The following is a 20,670-nucleotide window of genomic DNA, read 5'->3' on the forward strand; positions in this document are numbered from 1 at the left end:
AGTACGCAGTGAAGATTGCCGAACGCTGGTTCGTGTGGGCGGGCATGGTTCTGCTGGGCGGCATCGCCCTGGCGGGGTTGGTCGTCGCCGTCTATGCCGCGTGGCTGTTCCACGACCTGCCTGATGCGTCGGAGCTGGCGGACTATCGCCCGCCGACCGCGACGCGCGTCTATGCCGGCGACGGCACCCTGATCGGCGAGTTTTCGGACGAGCGCCGGATCTATGTCTCCTACGACCAGATTCCCCAGCCGGTGATCCACGCCTTCCTGGCGGCTGAAGATCGCAACTTTTTCCAGCATGGCGGCATCGATGTGGGCGGCATCGGTCGCGCGTCGCTGAAGAACGTCTTCAACCTGGCGTCGGGACGCCGGCTGGAAGGCGGTTCGACCATCACCCAGCAGGTGGCCAAGAACGTCCTGCTGACCAACGAATCCAGCCTGAACCGCAAGCTGAAGGAAGCCATCCTGGCCAATCGCCTGGAGGCGACCCTGTCCAAAGAACAGATTCTCGAGCTGTACCTGAACGAGATTTTCCTGGGTTATCGCTCGTTCGGCATCGCTTCGGCGGCCTACAACTACTTCGGCAAGTCGCTGGCGCAGCTGACGCCCGACGAAGCCGCCTTCCTGGCGTCCCTGCCCAAGGGGCCGAACAACTATCACCCCAAGCGTCACCCCGGCGCGGCCAAGGGCCGTCGTGACTGGGTGCTGGGCGAGATGGAACAGAGCGGCTGGCTGACGCCTGAACAACTGGTCGAGGCCCGCGCCAAGCCTCTGGTCACGCGCGATGCGCCCCAGCGGTCGGATTACAAGGACGCCGACTTCTTCGTCGAGGAGGCGCGGCGCCAGGCCGCAGCCAATCCCCAGTTCGGCGAGCAGCTGCGCGCCGGCGGCTTCTATATGCGCACGACCCTGGACCCCACGCTGCAGACGGCGGCGCGCCGGGCCCTGATGCAGGGGCTTGAGAATTATGACCGTCGTCACGGCTGGCGCGGCGGGTGGGGCACGACCGACTTCGCCGACGGCTGGCAGGCGGTCGCGCTGAAGGAACAGGCGCCGCCCGAGCGCCGCAGCTGGCAGGCCGCCGCCATCGAAAGCGTCAGCGGCAACACGGTCCGCATCCGCACCGCCCGTGACGACAAGTCCGGCACGCTGCTGGCGTCGGACGCGGCCTGGGCCAACGCCAATCGTCAGCTGAAACGCGGCGAACTGATCTTCGTGGAGCCGCAGGGCGGCCAGTTCGCCCTGAAGCAGGTGCCGCGCGTCAACGGGGCGCTGGTCGCCATCGAGCCGCAGTCCGGCCGCGTGCTGGCGATGGTCGGCGGCTATTCCTATGCGCTGTCCAGCTTCAACCGGGCGACCCAGGCGCGGCGCCAACCGGGTTCAGCGTTCAAACCGTTCGTCTATGCGACAGCGTTGGAGGGCGACTTCACCCCGGCCTCGATCGTGCTGGATGCGCCGATCAGCTTCGCCGGAGGGCCGAACGGCCAGCGCTGGACGCCCGAGAACTACAGCCGCCAATACTATGGCCCTCAGACGCTGCGGCGCGGGCTGGAACTGTCGCGCAACGTGATGACGGTGCGGTTGGCCCAGTCGGTCGGGATGAAAAAGATCGTCGATCAGTCGGCCAAGATGGGTCTGCCGGGCATGACGCCGAACCTGTCGGTGTCGCTGGGCGCTGGCGAGGTCACGCCGCTTGAGATCACGGCCGCCTATTCCGCCTTCGCCAACGGCGGGCGGCGGGTGACGCCCTATCTGATCGACTATGTGCAGGACCGCGACGGCGAGACCATCTTCCGCGCCGACAATCGCAGCTGCCGCGAATGCGGACGGGGCTTCTCGGGTCAGGAATCCCCGCGCCTGCAGCAGCGCGGCACCCAGGTCATCGACCCGATCACCGCCTATCAGATGAGCTCCATGCTGGAAGGCGTCGTTCAGCGCGGCACCGCCGCCAGCGCGCGCGGCCTGGGCCCCTGGGTCGCGGGCAAGACCGGCACGACCAACGAATATCGCTCGGCCTGGTTCGTGGGCTTCACCACCGACATCGTGGTCGGCGTCTTCATCGGCTTTGACGACAACCGCTCTCTGGGATCCGGAGAAGCCGGCGCGTCGGCCGCCGTGCCGGTCTTCACGGAGTTCATGCAGACGGCGTTGAAAGAAAGGCCGGCTCGCCCGTTCGTGCGGCCCAAGAACGCCATCTTCCGGACCGTCAACGGCATCGAGGAGGCCTTCCGCCCCGGCACCGAACGCCAGGCCCCGCCGCCACGCCCGACCGGGCCGGCTCAGCCCGTCGGACCGCAGAACTACTATGAGGTGATCCGCCGCGAGCAGGAGGCCGCCAGCGGCGCGCCCGCCTCGTCGCCCGCGCCCACCGCGCCGCCGCCGCCCAAGAAGGCGCCGGCCGAGGACTTGAGCGGATTGTACTGAGGCTCTAGGTAGGCCTTTCGAACGGCGCGTCCTCGTGGCGCGCCGTTTTCCATTAATCCTGCCCTGTCGCGCGTCCTGCGGACCGCGCTGCTTCAGGGCGTTGTGTCGCGGAGATTGCGATGAGACCGGATGTCGAGGCCATGAAGGCCGACATCGAGCAGAGCGTCGCTCTGCTCAGGAGGCGTCTTTGACTGGGATGTCGCTTTAAGAAAGCTCGATGAGCTGAATGCGCGGGTCGAGGATCCGACACTGTGGGACAAGCCCGACGAGGCCCAGGCCGTCAGCCGCGAACGCTCGCAGCTGGAAGGCAAGATCAACACCGTCAAGGCGATGGAGCAGGACCTCGAAGATGGGGTGATGCTGGCCGAGATGGCGGACGAGGAGGGCGACGAGGGCGCGCTGGAAGACGCTCGCGCGTCACTGCGCGGCATCAAGGAACGCGCCGCCCGCGCCGAGCTGGAAGCCCTGCTGTCCGGGGAGGCTGACGGCAATGACGCCTATCTGGAAGTGAACTCCGGTGCCGGCGGCACCGAGTCGAACGACTGGGCCGGCATGCTGCTGCGGATGTATTCGCGCTGGGCGAAGGCGCACGGCTACGAGGTCACGATCGAAGCGCACGAAGAGGGTGAACAGGCGGGGGTCAAGTCGGCCACCATCCTGATTGAAGGCCCCAACGCCTATGGCTGGCTGAAGTCGGAATCGGGCGTGCACCGCCTGGTTCGCATCAGCCCCTATGACGCGGCGGCCAAGCGTCACACCAGCTTCGCCTCCATCGGGGTGTCGCCGGTCGTGGACGACGCGATCGAGATCGATATCAATCCCTCGGACGTGCGCACCGACACCTATCGCGCCTCTGGCGCGGGCGGTCAGCACATCAACAAGACCGACTCAGCCGTGCGCCTGACGCACACCCCGACCAACACCGTCGTGGCGTGCCAAGCGGGCCGGTCGCAGCACCAGAACCGCGAGATGGCCTGGAAGATGCTGCGGGCGCGCCTGTACGAGCTGGAACTGCAAAAGCGTGAGGCGGCGGCTCAGGCGCTGGCCGACGCCAAGACGGACATCGGGTGGGGCCACCAGATCCGCTCCTATGTCCTGCAGCCCTATCAGATGGTGAAGGACCTGCGGACCGAGGTTGAGACCTCGGACACCCAAGGGGTGCTGGACGGCGACCTGGACGCCTTCATGGGCGCGGCCCTGGCCCAGCGGGTCGGCGAGACCCGCGGATCGAGCGTGGACTGACGGAAAAGGGCGGCTCCGATGAGCCGCCCTTTTTGTTTTGGGCTATCGGTCTTGCGGCCGACTTGAGCCCGTTCGCATTCGACGCGATCAGGCGGCGGTCTTGTCCGCCTTGTCAGCCTTCGGCGCGGGGGCTTCCAGCATGGCGGCGCCGGGGGTGTCGCGCTTGGCCTGGTTGCAGCGGCCCTGGAACCAGGCGCCCTGGTCGATGGCGAGCTGTTCTTGGGTGATGTCGCCCTCGACGCGGGCGGTGGCGTGAAGCTTGACCTGTTTGGCGACGATGGCCCCCGAGACGCGGCCGCGCACGTCAAGGACGTCGGCATGGACCGTGCCCTCGACCGAGCCGCCTTCGCCGATCACCACGCGCGAGACGCGAACGTCGCCCTTCAGCGAGCCGTCGACCTGAAGCTCGCCGGCGCCGGAGATGTTGCCTTCGTATTTCACGCCGGCCGACAGGGTCGACAGGTTGCTGGACCGGGCCGCCGGACGGGCCGGTTCGGGCGCGCGCGGCGCAGGCGTCGTCGCCGGCAGGGACGGCGTGCTCGCTGTCGTCGGCGTGGGCGTGGTCGGTTCGGGCGCCGGGGGGATGCCCAGGCCGTTCGATCCGCTGTCGTAGGATTTGCTCTTGGTGAACATGGTGCGCTCCGCATCTGCCAGCCAAGGCCGGCCAAGCCCCTATTAGCCCCGACGCCCACTAGGCCGTGGAGGAGGGGCCAAGGTCAAGCATCGCTTCCGAACGGCGCTCGCTGATCACAGGGCCCTGGCGGCCTCCAGCACGGCGGCGGCGTGGTCGGCGACCTTCACATTGCGCCAGGCCTTGGCGACCCGGCCCTCGGCGTCGATCAGGAAGGTGGCCCGCTCGATGCCCATGTAATCGCGGCCATAAAGCTTTTTCTGCACCCAGACGCCCCAGGCCTCGCAGGCGGCGCCGTCCTCGTCGGAGGCGAGGGTGACGGCGAGATCGTATTTGGCCTTGAACCTGTCGTGCTTCTTCACCGTGTCCTTGGACACGCCTATGACCGGCACGCCCAGAGCGGCGAAGTCGGGCGCCAGGGCGGTGAAGTCCTGCGCCTCGCGCGTGCAGCCGGTCGTGTCGTCCTTGGGATAGAAATAGACGACGGCGGGTTTGCCCTTCAGGGCGGCGAGGGTGACGCGGCCGCCGCCGTCCGTGGGCAGGTCGAGGGCGGGCGCGGGTTGGCCTTCGGCGGCGGACATCAGACGGGCCTCACCAGAACGATCTTTTTCTTGCCGGCCGCCAGTTTGATGACGCCGTCCTTGAGGTCGGCTTCGGTCAGCAGTTGGGCGCCGTCGGACACGGCGGCGTCGTTGAGGCGCAGACCGCCGCCCTGGGCCAGGCGACGGGCCTCGCCGTTGGAGGCCGTCAGGCCAGCCTTGGTCACGACAGCGGCGATCATGGCGCCGTAGACCTCGGCCGACGGCAGTTCGACGGTCGGCAGGTCGGCGGACAGCTGGCCTTTTTCGAAGTTGCTTTCGGCGGCGGCGCGCGCCTTTGCAGCCTCGTCCGCGCCATGCAGCAGGGTGGTCGCCGCATCGGCGAGGGCCTTTTTGGCGTCGTTGATCGCCGCGCCTTCCAGCGCTTCGTATTGCGCGATCTGTTTCAGGCTCAGGTCGGTGAACAGGCGCATGAAGCGGCCGACGTCGGCGTCCTCGGCGTTACGCCAGAACTGCCAGTAGTCGTAGGGGCTGAGTTGTTCGGCGTTCAGCCAGATGGCGCCCTGAGCGGTCTTGCCCATCTTGCCGCCCGACGCCGTGGTCAGCAGCGGCGTGGTCAGGCCGAAGGCAGCCTTCTGATCCACGCGGCGAACCAGATCCACGCCCGAAGTGATGTTGCCCCACTGGTCCGAGCCGCCCATTTGCAGGGTGACATTATGGCTGCGGTTGAGCTCCAGGAAGTCCACCGACTGCATCAGCATGTAGTTGAACTCAAGGAAGGTCATCGGCTGTTCGCGCTCAAGGCGCAGCTTGACCGAGTCGAAGCTCAGCATCCGGTTGACGGTGAAGTGGGTGCCGAAATCCCTCAGGAACTGGATGTAGCCGTAGCCGGACAGCCAGTCGTCATTGTTGACCATGACCGCATCGGTCGGTCCGTCGCCGAACGTCAGGAACTTGGCGAAGACCGTCTTGATGGTGTCGATGTTCGACTGGATCGTCTCTTCGGTCAGTTGCGGACGCGACGTGTCCTTGCCGGTCGGGTCGCCGACCTTGGTCGTGCCGCCGCCCATCAGGACGATGGGCTTGCCACCCGCCTGCTGAAGCCGGCGCAGCATCATGATCTGGATCAGGCTGCCGACGTGCAATGACGGCGCAGTGGCGTCGAAGCCGATATAGCCCGGCACCACGCCCGCGGCGGCCGCCTCGTCCAATTCGACGGGGTGGGTGATCTGATGGATGTAGCCGCGCGCCTGAAGCGTGCGCAGGAAGTCGGATTTGAAGGCGTGTTCGGTCATGGTGAGGCTGGGTTAGCAGGGATGACGAGGGTCGTCTTCCCCTAGTCGAGGCGGCGTCGGCTGTTCAGACGGCGCGGATGAAAAACACCGTCTAAAGTGTCTAATTCGTCTAATCTCGGTCGGCGCGAAACTGCACGGCGACGCGAAAACGTGTGCAAAAAGCAAGATGGTGCAATTTCAGGCGGAGCGGCTTTGGGCATGGCTCGCCCATTGTACGACCGTTTTGCAGAGTGACAGGGTAAGCGCTGCTGCTTCGTCTCAAAACCTTGTTTTGTCGGGGTATATCTGGCGGAAATACTAAGGCTAGTGTGACTTTTGAGCGTGGCCGCTACTTCAATCCGTCCTGCGCTAACGTGTAGGCGACCACGGCGTTGGCGTGGCCGTGGCCCATGCCGTGCGCGTCCTTGAGAATGGAAACCAACTCCATGTGCCGGGCGGGATAGCCGTCGCGCACAATCTGCTGCCAATGGGAAATAGGATGGCCGTAGGTCTTCTCGATTGAGGGGAAGTATGACGCCGGACCCTTCACGGGATTGTCGGGCATGAGGTTCTCCGTTTCCAGAACCGATACTATCGCAACGCGCGGTGAGCGTCACGGCGATGCATGAGCGTTGACCGTGCGCGTTGCTTCGATACGAAGGCTCTATGCGTCTGCCTCTGATCCCGCACCCGACATCCAGCCCGGCCGGGCTGACGCTGGAGGTCGAGGCGCGGCGAGCCGGGCGGGTGTTGAGCCTGGAGTATATGCTGGCCGGACCGGTGGATGGGGTGTGGCGGCCGGAGACGGCGGCGCGGGTGCGGACGGATGGGCTGTGGCAGGCAACCTGTTTCGAGGCGTTCGTTCGCACCGAGGCGGGCGGCTATGTCGAATACAATCTGTCGCCGTCGGGGGCGTGGGCGGCCTATCGGTTCGACGGCTATCGCGAGGGGATGCGGGATCTGGAGATGCCCGCGCCGTTCATCGTGACGCGGTCGGCGCCCGGACAGTTCGTGCTGACGGCGGACGTGACGTTGCCGGAGGATGCGGTCGGGGCGGCGGGGTTGGCGGCGGTGATCCGGGGCGTGGACGGGGCGATCGGCTATTGGGCGCTGGCGCATCCTTCGGATAAGCCGGACTTTCATCATCCCGACTCGTTCGCGCTGGACCTGACATGAACTTCGGCCTCGACCGCCTTTTGTCCGACGACGCCCTGAGGGCGCAGCTTAAGGGACGGCGCGTGGCCTTGCTGGCGCATCCGGCGTCGGTGACGACGGACCTGACCCATGCGGTGGACGCGCTGGCCGCCTGTCCCGAGATCCGGCTGACCGCCGCCTTTGGCCCGCAGCACGGGATGAAGGGCGATCTGCAGGACAATATGATGGAGAGCCCGGATTATCGCGATCCGGTGCACGGCTTTCCCGTCTTCAGCCTGTACGGCGAGGTGCGGCGGCCGCGCGACGAATGGATGGCCGAGTTCGACGTGCTGCTGGTCGATCTGCAGGACCTGGGCTGCCGAATCTACACCTATGTGACGACCCTTCTGTACGTGCTGGAGGCGGCGGCGAAACACGGCAAGTCGGTCTGGGTGCTGGACCGGCCCAATCCGGCGGGACGGCCGGTCGAGGGGATGACGCTGAAGCCCGGCTGGGAAAGCTTCGTCGGGGCCGGGCCGATGCCGATGCGGCACGGGATGACGATGGGCGAGTTGGGCCTGTGGTTCATCGACCAGTTCAAGCTGGATGTGGATTATCGGGTGGTGGAGATGCAGGGCTGGGCGCCCGAGGCGGGGCCGGGCTTCGGCTGGCCGCTGCTGGACCGGTCATGGGTCAATCCCAGCCCGAATGCGCCGAACCTGTCGATGGCGCGCGCCTATGCGGGCACGGTGATGCTGGAAGGGGCGACCCTGTCAGAAGGGCGGGGGACGACACGGCCGCTGGAGCTGTTCGGAGCGCCGGACATCGATGCCCGGGCGGTGATCGCGGAAATGCAGGCGCTGGCGCCGGATTGGCTGGGCGGCTGCATCTTGCGCGACATGTGGTTCGAGCCGACCTTCCATAAGCACGTCGGAAAGCTGTGCAGCGGGGTGCAGATCCACGTCGATCACCCTGGCTACGACCATGCGGCCTTCAAGCCGTGGCGGGTTCAGGCCCTGGGCTTCAAGGCGATCCGTCGGTTGTATCCCGACTACGATTTGTGGCGGGATTTTCCCTATGAGTATGCGTTCGGCAAACTGCCCATCGACGTGATCAACGGCGGACCGGGGTTGCGGGAATGGGTGGACGACGCGGCGGCGACGCCAGGCGATCTGGATGCGGCGACGCAGCCGGACGAGGCGGCGTGGGAGAAGGCCCGGCGACCGTTCCTGCTCTATTGACGGCCATAACCAAAATCTATTGCGCATCTGCAAATAAGTGATTGGGCTTATTTGGTGCGGTGCGGTAGGGAGGGCGTCTCCCAACCACCTTGCATTGGATTTTGCGCATGGCCCTCATCAACACGACCATCAAACCCTTTACGGCCGAAGCCTATAAGGGCGGCAAATTCCTGACGGTCACGGACGCCGACGTCGCGGGCAAGTGGGCGATCTTCTTCTTCTATCCGGCCGACTTCACCTTCGTGTGCCCGACCGAACTGGAAGACCTGGCTGACCACTACGCCGAGTTCCAGAAGCTGGGCGTCGAGATCTATTCGGTGTCGACCGACACGCACTTCTCGCACAAGGCCTGGCACGACTCGTCGCCGGCGATCGGCAAGATCGAATACACGATGCTGGGCGATCCGTCGGGCCTGGTGACCAACAACTTCGACGCCATGCGTCCGGGCGTGGGCCTGGCCGACCGCGCCACCTTCCTGGTCGATCCGGACGGCGTGATCCAGTTCACCGAGACGACGTCGGAAGGCATCGGCCGCAACGCCGCCGAACTGCTGCGCAAGGTCAAGGCCGCCCAGTATGTGCGCTCGCACCCGGGTGAAGTCTGCCCGGCCAAGTGGGAAGAAGGCGAAGCCACCCTGGCCCCGTCGCTCGACCTCGTCGGCAAGATCTAAGACTGACTACGCCTATCGGGTCCGGCCTTCGGGTCGGACCCACCCGGCCGCCTCCCAAATGCGGGACGCGGACCTTATCGCGCAGGCCTCGCCGGGATCGGCTCGAAGGCGGCGCGTTACCCTGAAATTCGAGGAGCATCCGATGCTAGACGCCAATCTGAAATCCCAGCTCGAAGCCTACCTCAAGAACATCGTCCATCCCGTCGAACTGGTCGCCTCGCTGGGCGCGGGGCCCAAGTCGATCGAGCTGAAGACCCTGCTGGAGGAGATCGTGTCGGTCTCGCACGGCAAGGTCGAGATGGGCCGCGACTATGACGACGAACGCCAGCCCAGCTTCCTGATCCGGCGCAAGGGCACGGACATCGGCGTGCGGTTCGCGGGCATTCCGCTGGGCCACGAGTTCACCTCGCTGGTGCTGGCCCTGCTGCACGTCGGCGGCCATCCGTCCAAGGCGGCGCAGGAGGTGATCCAGCAGGTCAAGGACCTGGACGGCGACTATGTGTTCGAGACCTATTTCTCGCTGTCGTGCCAGAACTGCCCGGACGTGGTGCAGGCGCTGAATCTGATGAGCGTGATTAATCCGCGCATCAAACACGTCGCCATCGAGGGCGGCCTGTTTAAGGACGAGGTCGAGGAACGCAAGATCATGGCCGTGCCGACGGTCTTCCTGAACGGCGAACTGTTCGGTCAGGGCCGGATGGAGCTGGAGCAGATCGTCGCCAAGCTGGATTCCGGCGCCGAAGCCCGCGCGGCCGAGCGTCTGAAGTCCAAGGATCCGTTCGAGGTTCTGGTGGTCGGCGGCGGGCCGGCCGGGGCAGCGGCCGCCATCTATACGGCGCGCAAGGGCATTCGCACGGGCGTCGTCGCCGAACGCTTCGGCGGACAGGTGCTGGACACGATGGCGATCGAGAACTTCGTCTCGGTCCCTTACACCGAAGGACCCAAGCTGGCGGCCCATCTGGAGCAGCACGTCCGCGAGTATGAAGTGGACCTGATGAACCTGCAGAAGGCGGCCAAGCTGATCCCGGCCAAGGTTCCAGGCGGCCTGCACGAGGTGGTGCTGGATAATGGCGCCAGCCTGAAATCACGGACCGTCATCCTGTCGACGGGCGCACGCTGGCGCCAGATGAACGTGCCGGGCGAAGAGCAGTACAAAAACAAGGGCGTGGCCTATTGCCCGCACTGCGACGGGCCGCTGTTCAAGGGCAAGCGGGTGGCGGTGATCGGCGGCGGCAACTCAGGCGTCGAGGCGGCGATCGACCTGGCGGGCATCGTGGCCCATGTGACCCTGATCGAATACGACAGCGAGCTGCGGGCCGATGCGGTGCTGCAGCGCAAGCTGGCGACCCTGCCGAACGTGCGGATCGTGACCTCGGCCCTGACGACTCAAGTGCATGGCGACGGCGAGAAGGTGACGGGCCTGTCCTACAAGGACCGCAACTCCGACGCCCATCACGACGTCGATCTGGAAGGCATCTTCGTGCAGATCGGTCTGGTCCCGAACACCGAATGGCTGCACGGCGCGGTGGGCCTGACCCCGCGCGGCGAGATCGAGGTGGATCACCGCGGCGAGACCTCGCAGCCGGGCATCTTTGCGGCGGGCGACGCGACGACCGTGCCCTATAAGCAGATCGTCATCGCCATGGGCGAGGGGTCAAAGGCGGGTCTGTCGGCCTTCGACTACATGATCCGCACCGAACCGGCGAAAGAGGCGGTAGTCGAACCGGCGTGATCGCTTAACGGTGGGGGCAGCCGGGCCAGCAGCAGGGGCGGCGCTTGCCGTCGATCAAGCTCGCCCGGCCCCAATCCAGCCGTTTGCGCCGGGTGTCCGCCTTCTTGGCGGACTCGATCCAGCAGATCCATTCGTTGCGGGCTAGGGGTGTGATGTCGCCCCAGGTCGCCAGAGCGTCGGGCGCGGCGACCAGCGACGCGCGCAGGTCGTCCGGCAAGTCGTGAACCACGCCGCCCGGGATGTCGGTCGCATCGACCATGCCTATTTGTCTCAGCGACAAGCCTTGTCAGCAACGGCAATTTAGAACCGCCGTGCGAGACCGACGCCAAACTCCACATCCGGGCTGTCGTCGTTCAGGCCGAAGTTGAGGCCGAAATCCAGCTGGGCGTCGGGCAGGGCCGGGGGCGACCAGACGGCGGTCAGGTCGAAGGTGGAAGGCGTGGTCGGCGCGACGGGATCATCGTCGCGGCTGATCCAGACCTCGGCGCCCAGATCCCATTGGCCGAAGCCGTGTCCGACGCCGGCGACCATCGTATAGGCGCCGTGGCGGCCGTCGCCGTCCGCATCCGAGACCCAGTCGATCTCGGGCGACAGGCTCAGGGTCCAGTCGTCGTTCAGCGGGATGGAGACCGGCAAGATGACGCCGCCCTCGAAACCGTCGGCGCGAATGTCGCGCGCACCCGTCGGCGCGGTGATGAAGCCGGAAATCGCAACGGACAGGCCCGAGCCGTCGGGGTTCTTCAGCGAGTGGCGCAGGCCGATACTGAGATCGCCGACGCCCTCAGCCACTTCACGGTCGCCTGTCGCGCGGTCGAGGATCCGTTCGCGGTTCCAGGTCGTGAGCCCGAGCTGAAGCTCAGTCAGGCCGGTCAGGCCATAGCGCACGAACAGGTCGCCGGCGTCCCAGGTGTCGGTCCGTGAGGCGTCGTCCGTCTGACGCGCGCCGTCGAACAGGCCGAGTTCGACCTGCCAGCGGCCCTTGTCGAGGATGCAGGTCGGGGTGCCCTTGCCGGGGCGATCGGCGCAGAAATCGCGCTCTGGCGCAGACTGAGCCGCCACCACAGTGGGCGAGGCCAGGCAGGCGATCAAGGCGATCAGAAGGGGCGGGCGCATGGCGGATCTCGCAGCGATGTCTCGCCTGATCATGCCGCCCGCGCCTTAATCAGCCGTGACGCCAAGCCGAATAACAGGCCGGATGTCAGGCCGGCTTTTCTTCCAGACGCTTGTCCAGATAGGCGCCGACGCGGGTTTCGACGGCGCTCATGTGGTCCTGCCAGAAGTGGCTGGCGCCCTCTTCCAGTTCGTAGTCGATGATGATGCCCTTTTGGGTGCGCAGCTTGTTGACCACGCGCTCGACCTCGACCGGCGGGACGATGGTGTCGGCCGTGCCGTGCAGGAACAGGCCGGACGCCGGGCAGGGCGCCAGGAAGCTGAAGTCATACATGTTCGACGGCGGCGAGACCGAGATGAAGCCGTCTGTCTCGGGGCGACGCATCAGAAGCTGCATGCCGATATAGGCGCCGAACTGATAGCCGGCGACCCAGGTTTGGCTGGCGCCGGGATTATTGGCCTGGAGCCAATCGAGGGCGGTGGCCGCGTCGGCCAGCTCGCCGATGCCCGAATCGAACTCGCCCTGCGACTTGCCGACGCCGCGCGAGTTGTAGCGCAGGGTCGCAAAGCCGCGCTGTTGGAACAGCTGGTGCAGGGTGACCGCGACCGGGTTGTTCATGTGCCCGCCCGCCTTGGGGTGCGGATGCAGGATCAGCGCGATCGGGGCGTTCGGGCGCTTGCCCGGGGAATAGCGGCCTTCGATGCGACCGGAGGCGCCGGGCAGGATGACTTCAGGCATAGGGGCTCTGGAATCCGTTCAACTGTCATTTCGCGAGTGCGTAATACTTGACCGCGGAGGTGGGACTTTCTAAGTCCCTCCGCAAGCGCGCCGCCTTTGCGAAGGCGCGGGTTCTAGCACAGGAGCCCCGAAAAGCGCGCAATTTTTGAAGGTGCGAAATGCGTCTGTCGACCAAGGGACGATACGCCGTGATGGCGATGGCCGATCTGGCGAAGAACGGACGCGGCGAGAGCGGTGAAATCCGGGCGGTTTCGCTGGCCGAGATCGCCGCGCGCCAGGAGATTTCGCTGAGCTATCTGGAGCAACTGTTCGCCCGTCTGAGGAAGAGCGAACTGGTCAAGAGCGTGCGCGGGCCGGGCGGCGGATACCGTCTGGCCAAGGCGGCGCACGAGACGGTGGTCGCCGAGATCGTGCTGGCGGTGGATGAGCCGATCCGGGCGACGCGGTGCGTGGCGCATGGCTCCCCCAAGGGCTGCATGCTGGCCGGCGAACGCTGCATCACCCACAATCTGTGGGAAGACCTGGGCGACGAAATCCATCGCTATCTGGCCGGCGTGTCGCTGGAGGATGTGGTGATGAACCGCACGGGCCAGCGTCGGCGCAATGTCGAGGCCTCGGCCGTGGGGGTGGCGGCATGAGCGGCGTCTATCTGGACTACAACGCCTCGGGCCTGGTGCGGCCGGAGGTGTTGGAGATCATGGCCAGGGCCCTGGCCGACAACGGCAATCCGTCGGCGGTCCATGCGGCCGGCCGGCGGGCGCGGGCGCGGGTCGAGACCGCACGGGCGCAGGTCGCGGACCTGGTCGGGGCCGATCCGACGGCGGTGGTGTTCAACTCGGGCGGCACCGAAGCCAATGCCCAGGGCATCGCCAGCGCCCTTGCCGCCGGATGCGAGCGATTGATCGTGTCGGCGACCGAGCATCCGTGCGTGGCCGAAGCGGCCGCGAATGCGGGCGTAGCCGTAGAGGTTCTGCCGGTCGATGCGAACGGGGTGGTCGATCTGGACTGGCTGGCGGAGGCGCTGAGCCGCCCGGGCCGGGCCGTGGTCGCCATCCATCATGCGAACAACGAAAGCGGCGTCATCCAGCCGATCGCCGAGGCGGCGGCTCTGGTGCGGGCGGCGGGCGGCTGGCTGCACGTTGATGCGATCCAGTCGGCGGGCAAGATCGCGGTCGATATGCGGGCGCTGGATGCGGACACCCTGACCCTGTCGGCGCACAAGCTGGGCGGGGCGCAGGGCGTCGGCGCCCTGATCTTCAAGGAAGGCCTGTCGGGCGTGCGGATACTGCACGGCGCGGGGCAGGAGCGGGGCCTGCGCGCCGGAACCGAGAACGTGCCGGGCATCGCCGGGTTCGGCGTCGCAGCGGATTGCGCCGCGCGGAACCTGGAGACGATGGCCTCGCACGTCGCCTGGCGCGATGCGGCCGAGGCGAAGGTCAAGGACGCAGGCGCGACCATCATCGGCGGCGGCGTGGCGCGGCTGCCCAACACCCTGTTCATGGCGGTCGAGGGCTGGGACAGTCCGCAGCAACTGATCAACCTGGACCTGACGGGCGTCATGGTGTCGGCCGGCTCGGCCTGTTCGTCGGGCAAGGTCAAGCCATCCAAGACCATCAGCGCCATGGGCCTGACTGCGCTGGCGACCGGGGGCGTGCGCGTCTCTGGCGGCTGGGGCACGGTCGAGGGCGACTGGGCAGGGTTCGCCGACGCCTGGGTCGCCGCCTACAACAAGCACAAGACGCGCGCCGCCGAGCGCGTGAGAGAGGTCGCCTGATGGCCGCCGTCAAGGAAACCATCGACGCCGTCGCCGCGCTGGAGAAGTACGAGCACGGCTTCACGTCTGACATCGAGACGGAATATGCGCCCAAGGGACTGAGCGCCGAGATCGTGCGCTTTATTTCCGAAAAGAAGGGCGAGCCGGAGTGGATGCTGGAATGGCGTCTGGCCGCCTATGAGCGCTGGCTGGCGATGGAGGAGCCGACCTGGGCGGCGGTCCGTTACGAGCCCGTCGATTATCAGGACCTGTTCTACTATGCGGCGCCCAAGGCGAAGGAGGGGCCCAAGTCGCTGGACGAGGTCGATCCCGAGATCTTGGAAATCTACAAGAAGCTGGGCATCCCGCTGAAAGAGCAGGAGGTGCTGGCCGGGGTGCAGGGCGCGCCAAAGGTCGCCGTGGACGCCGTGTTCGACAGCGTGTCGGTGGTCACGACCTTCAAGGAGGAACTGGCCAAGGTCGGCGTGATTTTCATGCCGATTTCCGAGGCCTTGCGAGAATATCCTGATCTGGTGCGGCAATATCTGGGATCGGTGGTGCCGGTCTCGGACAACTATTTCGCGGCGCTGAACAGCGCGGTCTTTTCGGACGGCTCGTTCGTCTACATCCCGCCGGGCGTCAAATGTCCGATGGAGCTGTCGACCTATTTCCGCATCAATGCGAGCCAGACGGGCCAGTTCGAGCGGACCCTGATTATCGCCGACAAGGGGGCTTACGTCTCCTACCTTGAGGGCTGTACCGCGCCCATGCGCGACGAGAACCAGCTGCATGCGGCCGTGGTCGAGATCGTGGCCCTGGACGACGCCGAGGTGAAATATTCGACCGTCCAGAACTGGTATCCGGGCGACGCCGAGGGCAAGGGCGGCATCTACAACTTCGTGACCAAGCGCGCCGACTGCCGGGGTGATCGGTCCAAGGTGTCGTGGACACAGGTCGAGACCGGCTCGGCCGTGACCTGGAAATATCCGTCCTGCGTCCTGAAGGGCGAGGAGAGCTCGGGCGAGTTCTATTCCATCGCCATCACCAACGGGCATCAGCAGGCCGACACCGGCACCAAGATGATCCACCTGGGCAAGAACTCGAAGTCGCGGATCATCGCCAAGGCGGTGTCGGCGGGTCGGTCGGACTCGACCTATCGAGGCCTGGTCTCGGTGCATCCGAAGGCGACGGGCGTGCGCAACTTCACCCAGTGCGACTCCCTGCTGATCGGCAAGGAGTGCGGCTCGCACACCATCCCCTATATCGAGGCGCGCAACGGCTCGGCCCAACTGGAGCACGAGGCGACGACGACGCGCCTGTCGGACGACCAGCTGTTCTACGCCCAGCAGCGGGGGCTGTCGCAGGAGGAGGCGGTGGCCCTTCTGGTCAACGGCTTCGTCCGCGACGTGATGCAGAAACTGCCGATGGAGTTCGCCGTCGAGGCGCAGAAGCTGGTGGCGATCAGCCTTGAAGGCTCGGTTGGATAATCAAGAAGAAACAATGCTTAATATCAACAACCTCCACGTCTCTGTTGGCGAAAGGCCGATCCTCAAGGGCCTGACGCTCGACGTTCCCGCCGGCGAGGTTCACGCTATCATGGGGCCGAACGGGGCCGGCAAGTCGACGCTGGGCTACGCCCTGTCGGGACGGCCGGGCTATGAGGCGACGGAGGGGTCTGTCGAATGGGCGGGCGAGGACCTGCTGGCGCTGGACCCGGCCGAGCGGGCGGCCAAGGGCGTCTTCCTGTCGTTCCAGTATCCGATCGAGATCCCCGGCGTGCCGGCTCTGACCTTCGTGCGGACGGCGCTGAACGCGCAAAAGCGCGCGCGGGGCGAGGAGGAGGTGGCGGCGCCCGCTTTCCTGAAGCTGGTTCGCGAGGCGTCAAAGGCGCTGAAGATGGACTTCGACATGCTGAAGCGGCCGCTGAATGTCGGCTTCTCCGGCGGTGAGAAGAAGCGGATGGAGATCCTGCAGATGGCTCTGCTGGAGCCGTCGCTGCTGATCCTGGACGAGACCGATTCCGGCCTGGACATCGACGCCCTGCGCATCGTGTCGGAAGGGGTGAATGCGCTGCGTCGTCCCGACCGCGCCATGCTGGTCATTACGCACTATCAGCGCCTGCTCGACTACATTAAACCGGACCGGGTGCATGTGCTGGCCGGCGGTCGGATCGTGGCCTCGGGTGGACCGGAGTTGGCGCTGGAGCTGGAGGCGGAAGGGTACGACAAGTATCTGCCGCAAGCTGCATGAGCGTGGCCTTCGCCATCAACCTGACCGACGCTGAGACCTATCCGTCAAGGCGCACGGAGGCGTGGAAATACAGCGACCTGAAACGCTATCTTCGCGCTGCGCCGGAGCCGTCGGGTACGGCTGAGGTCGGGCCGCCGGGACCGTTTTATGATCTGGGCGGTGAGGCGATCGTCTTCGCGAACGGGCGCGCCGTGGGCGTGACCGACTTCATCGCCTCGGGGGATCGGACGCTGCGGCTGCGCTATGTGTCGGACGCCGTCGGCACGGGCCACACGGCCAGCGCGCGGGTGTCGGCGCGCGCCGGCGCCAAGCTGCTGCTGCTGGAAACGCACGAGGGCGCGGGCTCGGCCTATGTCGCACACAATACGCTGGAACTGGACGTGGCGGCCGGGGCCGAAGTGACGCGCGTCGTCCTGGTCGAGGAGCCTGAGGACGCCATCTCCATCGCCGAGGCCCATGTAAAGGTCGAGGCGGGCGGCGTCTATCGCCAGACCATCGTCACGACCGGCGCCAAGCTGCAGCGGATCGAGACGCGCATCACCCACTATGCCCAGGGTGCGCAGGTTCAGGCCGACGGCCTGTATCTGCTGAACGGATCGCGCCATGCGGACCTGACCAGCATGGTGCGCCACGTCGAGCATGACGGCGCGACCTCGCAACTGATCAAGGGCGTGGCCCGCGATACGGCGCGCGGCGTTTTCCAGGGCAAGATCGTGGTCGAGCGCGGCGCCGACGGCACCGATGCGCGCATGGGCCACCACGCCCTGATCGCCTCCGAGCGGGCCGAGATCGACGCCAAGCCGGAACTGATCATCTATGCCGACGATGTGCAGTGCGCGCACGGCAATACGGTGGGGACGCTGGACGAGAGCGCCCTGTTCTACATGCAGCAGCGCGGCATTCCGGCCGAGGAGGCCCGCGCCCTGCTGACCCAGGCCTTCCTGATCGAGGTCATCGACCGGATCGAGCATGAGGGCGCGAAAGAGGTGGCGCGGGAATGGCTGACGGCGCGGTTGTGAACACCTTTGATCCCTATGCCGTGCGGGCGCAGTTCCCGATCCTGTCGCGACAGGTGAACGGCAAGCCGCTGGTCTATCTGGACAACGCGGCCTCGTCGCAGAAGCCGCGTGCGGTGATCGACGCACTGGTGGAGACGATGGAGGGCGGCTACGCCAACGTCCACCGGGGCCTGCACACCCTGTCGAACGAGGCGACCGAAGCCTTCGAAAAGGCGCGCGAGATCGTCGCCCGCTTCCTGAACGCCGAGAGCGCCGAACAGGTCGTCTGGACCAAGGGCGGGACCGAGGCGATCAATCTGGTGGCCAATGGGCTGGGCCTGTCGATCCAGCCGGGCGACGAGATCATCGTCTCGGAGATGGAGCATCACTCCAACATCGTGCCCTGGCATCTGCTTCGCGAACGGCGCGGGGCGGTGATCAAGTGGATTCCGGTCAAGGACGACGGCTCGCTGGACATGGCGGCCTATGCTGCCCTGCTGGGGCCGAGGACGCGGATGGTGGCGGTCACCCACATGTCGAACGTGCTGGGGACCATCAATCCGGTCGCCGAGATCAGCCGCCTTGCCCATGCGGCCGGGGCGCAGGTGCTGATCGACGGGTGCCAGGGGGCGGTCCATGCGACGCCGGACGTTCAAGCCATCGGCTGCGACTTCTATGTGTTGACCGGGCACAAGCTGTTCGCCCCGACCGGCATCGGCGCCCTGTACGGCAAGGCCGAGGCGCTGGAGGCGCTGCCGCCCTATCAGGGCGGGGGCGAGATGATCGAGACGGTCGAGCAGGACCGCGTGACCTATGCCCGGCCGCCGCACCGGTTCGAGGCGGGAACGCCCCCGATCCTGGAGGCCATCGGCCTGGGCGTGGGGTTGGAATGGCTGGCGCAATACGATCGGGCGGCCGTACAGGCGCATGAGCATGCCCTTTATCAGCACGCCGTCGACCGACTTCAGGGTCAGAACTGGCTTCGGATTCTGGGCCAGGCCGAAGGCAAGGGCGCGATTTTGACCTTCGCCGTCGAGGGCGCGCACGCCCATGACGTCGCCCAGATCATGGATCGTTACGGGGTCGCGGTGCGGGCCGGTCTGCACTGCGCCGAGCCGCTGGCGAAAAGAATGGGGGTGACGTCGAGCACCCGCGCCTCCTTCGCCCTATATAACACCGTGGAGGATGCCGACGCCTTCGTGGATGCGCTGATCAAGGCGCGGAACTTCTTCGTATAAGCCGATGACAGATCAACCGATTCAAGACAGCGACGCCTTCAGGGACGCCTGGGACGAGCCCCAGAAGAGCGCCCTTTCGCAGGCCGAGTTGGACACCCTGACCGATCAGCTGATCGAGGCGCTGAAGACGGTCTATGACCCGGAAATCCCGGTCGACATCTATGAACTGGGCCTGATCTACCGCGTGGACGTGAACGACGATCGCGACGTGGTGGTGGACATGACGCTGACGGCGCCCGGGTGTCCGGTCGCCGGCGAAATGCCGGGCTGGGTCGAGACGGCGGTGGAGAAGGTTGAAGGCGTGCGCAGCGCCAAGGCCAATCTGGTGTTCGATCCGCCGTGGGACGCCTCCAAGATGAGCGACGAGGCCAAGCTGGCCCTGAATATGTTCTGATGGGCATGTTCTGATGAGCGAGCTTCAAGCCACATCCCGTCCACGTCGCCCACGCCCCAAGGCCGTCACCCTGACGGACGCGGCCGCCGAGCGGGTGCGTGAGATCCTGGATAATGCCGAGAACGATCACATCGGCCTGAGGATCGGCGTCAAGAACGGCGGTTGCGCCGGACAGGAATACACCTTCGCCTATGCCGACGAGATCGGGCCGATGGACGAGGTGGTCGAGGACAAGGGTGTCACCATTCTGATCGAACCTCGGGCCGTGCTGTTCCTGATCGGCACCGAGATCGACTATGAGACGACGCGGCTGGCGTCCAAGTTCGTGTTCAACAATCCGAACCAGACCGACGCCTGCGGCTGCGGCGAGAGCGTGACCATCGTGCCGGTCGCCGCCGACTGAGGTAGGTCCTGATCTGATGGGCTACTGAGACACTAACCGACGCGGCCCTTGACGATCCCGACGAAGCCGTCGCCTGGACGCGGCGGTCGTTGGCGTGGCGGTGGGGAAGACGCCGAAGCGCGCTACTTCGTCGGCGCCTCGATCAGCACGGCCGGCGTCACGGGTTGACCCGTGGCCTGGGCGACGAGTTCGGCGGTGCGGGTCTCGGTGACGGCTTCGAGGCGAGCCAGGAACTCGTCCTTAGGAAGGCCGACGGGGATTGGGTCGAGGAACTCCAGCGTCGCTGTGCCGGGGTGTTTTTCGTACTTTTCCTCGGGCCAGAAGAGGCCGAGGTTGGTGGCGAGCGGCACGACCGGAACGTCGAAGTCGCGGTACATGTGCCAGACGCCGGAGCGATACTTGAACTTCTTGCCGACGGGCGCGAGGTGCCCCTCGGGATAGATCAGGATCTTGCGGTTCTCGGCGCGGGCCTCGGCGGCGCGCATGGCCAGCGCCTTGCGGGCTTCGTGGCCGCCGCAGGAGTTGACCACGATGGCGCCCAGCTTCTTCAGCACGCCGCCCAGCAGGGGAAACTTTTCCAGGTGATCGCCGGTGACGAAGGCGATGTCGTCGAACTGGTCATAGGTCGCAAAGCCGTCGCCCCAGCTTTGATGTTTTGAGGCGATGATGAAGGCGCCCTCGGGCAACCGATCCTTGCCGCGAACATCCAGTTTGATGCCGGCGAAGATCGCCATGGCCTGAACCATCCGCTTCACATAGCGGCGGATGACCCAACTGGCCGGGCCGCGACCGGGGGCAAGCGCGGCGAAGGCGGCGGTCAGCCCATAGCCGATCGACAGGATCCAGTAGACGACATTGAAGGCGAAGCTGCGCATGGGGCGACTATGGCAGAAAGCTT

General features: G+C 66.1%; 22 protein-coding genes. 14 read left to right on the forward strand and 8 right to left on the reverse strand.

What is annotated here, in order from left to right; all coding sequences use genetic code 11:
- Nucleotides 1-8: 8 nt before the first annotated feature.
- Together A4249_RS04500 and prfB are read left to right on the forward strand one after the other, a co-directional pair.
- Nucleotides 9-2,423 carry a penicillin-binding protein 1A gene (locus tag A4249_RS04500; RefSeq protein ID WP_055753461.1) on the forward strand — a complete coding sequence of 805 codons (2,415 nt, stop codon included), beginning with the start codon at nucleotides 9-11 and terminating at the stop codon, nucleotides 2,421-2,423.
- 119 nt (nucleotides 2,424-2,542) lie between these two features.
- Nucleotides 2,543-3,665, forward strand: a protein-coding gene (prfB, locus tag A4249_RS04505; protein WP_099052186.1) for a peptide chain release factor 2 whose coding sequence is annotated in 2 segments (ribosomal slippage) — nucleotides 2,543-2,611 and nucleotides 2,613-3,665 — 1,122 coding nt in all. Because the reading frame shifts where the segments join, the coding sequence is not laid out codon by codon here.
- Between the two features lie 87 nt (nucleotides 3,666-3,752).
- Here prfB and A4249_RS04510 read toward each other — a convergent pair.
- The 4 genes from A4249_RS04510 to A4249_RS04525 form a co-directional block, all read right to left on the reverse strand.
- A complete protein-coding gene (locus tag A4249_RS04510) occupies nucleotides 3,753-4,298 on the reverse strand; it encodes a bactofilin family protein (RefSeq protein WP_082854053.1) in 546 nt (181 codons plus the stop codon).
- Nucleotides 4,299-4,412: 114 nt separating this feature from the next.
- The gene (locus A4249_RS04515; RefSeq protein WP_066551348.1) at nucleotides 4,413-4,877 is read right to left on the reverse strand and encodes a peroxiredoxin; all 465 of its coding nucleotides are present in this window, start codon (nucleotides 4,875-4,877) and stop codon (nucleotides 4,413-4,415) included.
- Nucleotides 4,877-6,130 carry a tyrosine--tRNA ligase gene (gene tyrS, locus A4249_RS04520; protein WP_066551349.1) on the reverse strand — a complete coding sequence of 418 codons (1,254 nt, stop codon included), beginning with the start codon at nucleotides 6,128-6,130 and terminating at the stop codon, nucleotides 4,877-4,879. Before tyrS ends, A4249_RS04515 begins: the two co-directional genes overlap by 1 nt.
- Nucleotides 6,131-6,458: 328 nt before the next feature.
- Nucleotides 6,459-6,674, reverse strand: coding sequence for a DUF4287 domain-containing protein (locus tag A4249_RS04525; RefSeq protein ID WP_066551351.1), 216 nt, complete (start codon nucleotides 6,672-6,674; stop codon nucleotides 6,459-6,461).
- A gap of 101 nt (nucleotides 6,675-6,775) precedes the next feature.
- Here A4249_RS04525 and A4249_RS04530 point away from each other — a divergent pair, with 101 nt between their 5' ends.
- The 4 genes from A4249_RS04530 to ahpF all read left to right on the forward strand — a co-directional run bounded on the left by A4249_RS04530 (nucleotide 6,776) and on the right by ahpF (nucleotide 10,887).
- Nucleotides 6,776-7,285: a DOMON-like domain-containing protein gene (locus A4249_RS04530; protein ID WP_066551353.1), complete on the forward strand. Its 510-nt coding sequence runs from the start codon at nucleotides 6,776-6,778 to the stop codon at nucleotides 7,283-7,285.
- Complete coding sequence (locus A4249_RS04535) at nucleotides 7,282-8,484, forward strand: exo-beta-N-acetylmuramidase NamZ family protein (protein WP_066551355.1); 1,203 nt, start codon at nucleotides 7,282-7,284, stop codon at nucleotides 8,482-8,484. The genes A4249_RS04530 and A4249_RS04535 overlap by 4 nt, the downstream gene beginning before the upstream one ends.
- Before the next feature lie 107 nt (nucleotides 8,485-8,591).
- On the forward strand, nucleotides 8,592-9,155 hold the full coding sequence (ahpC, locus tag A4249_RS04540; RefSeq protein ID WP_017504020.1) for an alkyl hydroperoxide reductase subunit C: 564 nt from the start codon (nucleotides 8,592-8,594) through the stop codon (nucleotides 9,153-9,155).
- 142 nt (nucleotides 9,156-9,297) lie between these two features.
- Nucleotides 9,298-10,887: an alkyl hydroperoxide reductase subunit F gene (gene ahpF / locus A4249_RS04545; protein WP_066551357.1), complete on the forward strand. Its 1,590-nt coding sequence runs from the start codon at nucleotides 9,298-9,300 to the stop codon at nucleotides 10,885-10,887.
- Between the two features lie 4 nt (nucleotides 10,888-10,891).
- Here ahpF and A4249_RS04550 read toward each other — a convergent pair whose 3' ends face one another.
- From A4249_RS04550 to A4249_RS04560, 3 genes are all read right to left on the reverse strand, one after another.
- Entirely contained in the window at nucleotides 10,892-11,146 is a 255-nt protein-coding gene (locus A4249_RS04550) for a YdeI/OmpD-associated family protein (protein WP_066551359.1), read from the reverse strand.
- Between the two features lie 41 nt (nucleotides 11,147-11,187).
- The gene (locus A4249_RS04555) at nucleotides 11,188-12,000 is read right to left on the reverse strand and encodes a transporter (protein ID WP_066551361.1); all 813 of its coding nucleotides are present in this window, start codon (nucleotides 11,998-12,000) and stop codon (nucleotides 11,188-11,190) included.
- Nucleotides 12,001-12,085: 85 nt separating this feature from the next.
- A complete protein-coding gene (locus A4249_RS04560) occupies nucleotides 12,086-12,736 on the reverse strand; it encodes an alpha/beta hydrolase (RefSeq protein WP_017504016.1) in 651 nt (216 codons plus the stop codon).
- A 158-nt stretch (nucleotides 12,737-12,894) separates the two neighbouring features.
- Here A4249_RS04560 and A4249_RS04565 point away from each other — a divergent pair, with 158 nt between their 5' ends.
- The 8 genes from A4249_RS04565 to A4249_RS04600 are packed head-to-tail and all read left to right on the forward strand — an operon-like array spanning nucleotide 12,895 to nucleotide 19,772.
- Complete coding sequence (locus A4249_RS04565; RefSeq protein ID WP_017504015.1) at nucleotides 12,895-13,374, forward strand: Rrf2 family transcriptional regulator; 480 nt, start codon at nucleotides 12,895-12,897, stop codon at nucleotides 13,372-13,374.
- The gene (locus A4249_RS04570; RefSeq protein WP_066551363.1) at nucleotides 13,371-14,510 is read left to right on the forward strand and encodes a cysteine desulfurase family protein; all 1,140 of its coding nucleotides are present in this window, start codon (nucleotides 13,371-13,373) and stop codon (nucleotides 14,508-14,510) included. The genes A4249_RS04565 and A4249_RS04570 overlap by 4 nt, the downstream gene beginning before the upstream one ends.
- Nucleotides 14,510-15,976 carry a Fe-S cluster assembly protein SufB gene (gene sufB / locus A4249_RS04575; RefSeq protein ID WP_066551369.1) on the forward strand — a complete coding sequence of 489 codons (1,467 nt, stop codon included), beginning with the start codon at nucleotides 14,510-14,512 and terminating at the stop codon, nucleotides 15,974-15,976. Before A4249_RS04570 ends, sufB begins: the two co-directional genes overlap by 1 nt.
- A gap of 13 nt (nucleotides 15,977-15,989) precedes the next feature.
- Nucleotides 15,990-16,739 carry a Fe-S cluster assembly ATPase SufC gene (gene sufC / locus A4249_RS04580; RefSeq protein ID WP_066551371.1) on the forward strand — a complete coding sequence of 250 codons (750 nt, stop codon included), beginning with the start codon at nucleotides 15,990-15,992 and terminating at the stop codon, nucleotides 16,737-16,739.
- Nucleotides 16,736-17,758 (forward strand): Fe-S cluster assembly protein SufD, encoded by a 1,023-nt coding sequence (gene sufD / locus A4249_RS04585; protein ID WP_066551373.1) that lies wholly within the window; start codon nucleotides 16,736-16,738, stop codon nucleotides 17,756-17,758. The genes sufC and sufD overlap by 4 nt, the downstream gene beginning before the upstream one ends.
- Entirely contained in the window at nucleotides 17,737-18,975 is a 1,239-nt protein-coding gene (locus A4249_RS04590) for an aminotransferase class V-fold PLP-dependent enzyme (RefSeq protein WP_066551374.1), read from the forward strand. The genes sufD and A4249_RS04590 overlap by 22 nt, the downstream gene beginning before the upstream one ends.
- A gap of 4 nt (nucleotides 18,976-18,979) precedes the next feature.
- On the forward strand, nucleotides 18,980-19,369 hold the full coding sequence (locus A4249_RS04595) for an SUF system Fe-S cluster assembly protein (protein ID WP_039247388.1): 390 nt from the start codon (nucleotides 18,980-18,982) through the stop codon (nucleotides 19,367-19,369).
- 13 nt (nucleotides 19,370-19,382) lie between these two features.
- On the forward strand, nucleotides 19,383-19,772 hold the full coding sequence (locus tag A4249_RS04600) for a HesB/IscA family protein (RefSeq protein WP_066551375.1): 390 nt from the start codon (nucleotides 19,383-19,385) through the stop codon (nucleotides 19,770-19,772).
- Nucleotides 19,773-19,894: 122 nt separating this feature from the next.
- Here A4249_RS04600 and A4249_RS04605 read toward each other — a convergent pair whose 3' ends face one another.
- Entirely contained in the window at nucleotides 19,895-20,647 is a 753-nt protein-coding gene (locus A4249_RS04605) for a lysophospholipid acyltransferase family protein (protein ID WP_066551376.1), read from the reverse strand.
- Nucleotides 20,648-20,670: the final 23 nt, after the last annotated feature.

Origin of the sequence: Brevundimonas sp. GW460-12-10-14-LB2 (assembly GCF_001636925.1) — a bacterium.
Classification (GTDB): Bacteria; Pseudomonadota; Alphaproteobacteria; order Caulobacterales; family Caulobacteraceae; genus Brevundimonas; species Brevundimonas vesicularis.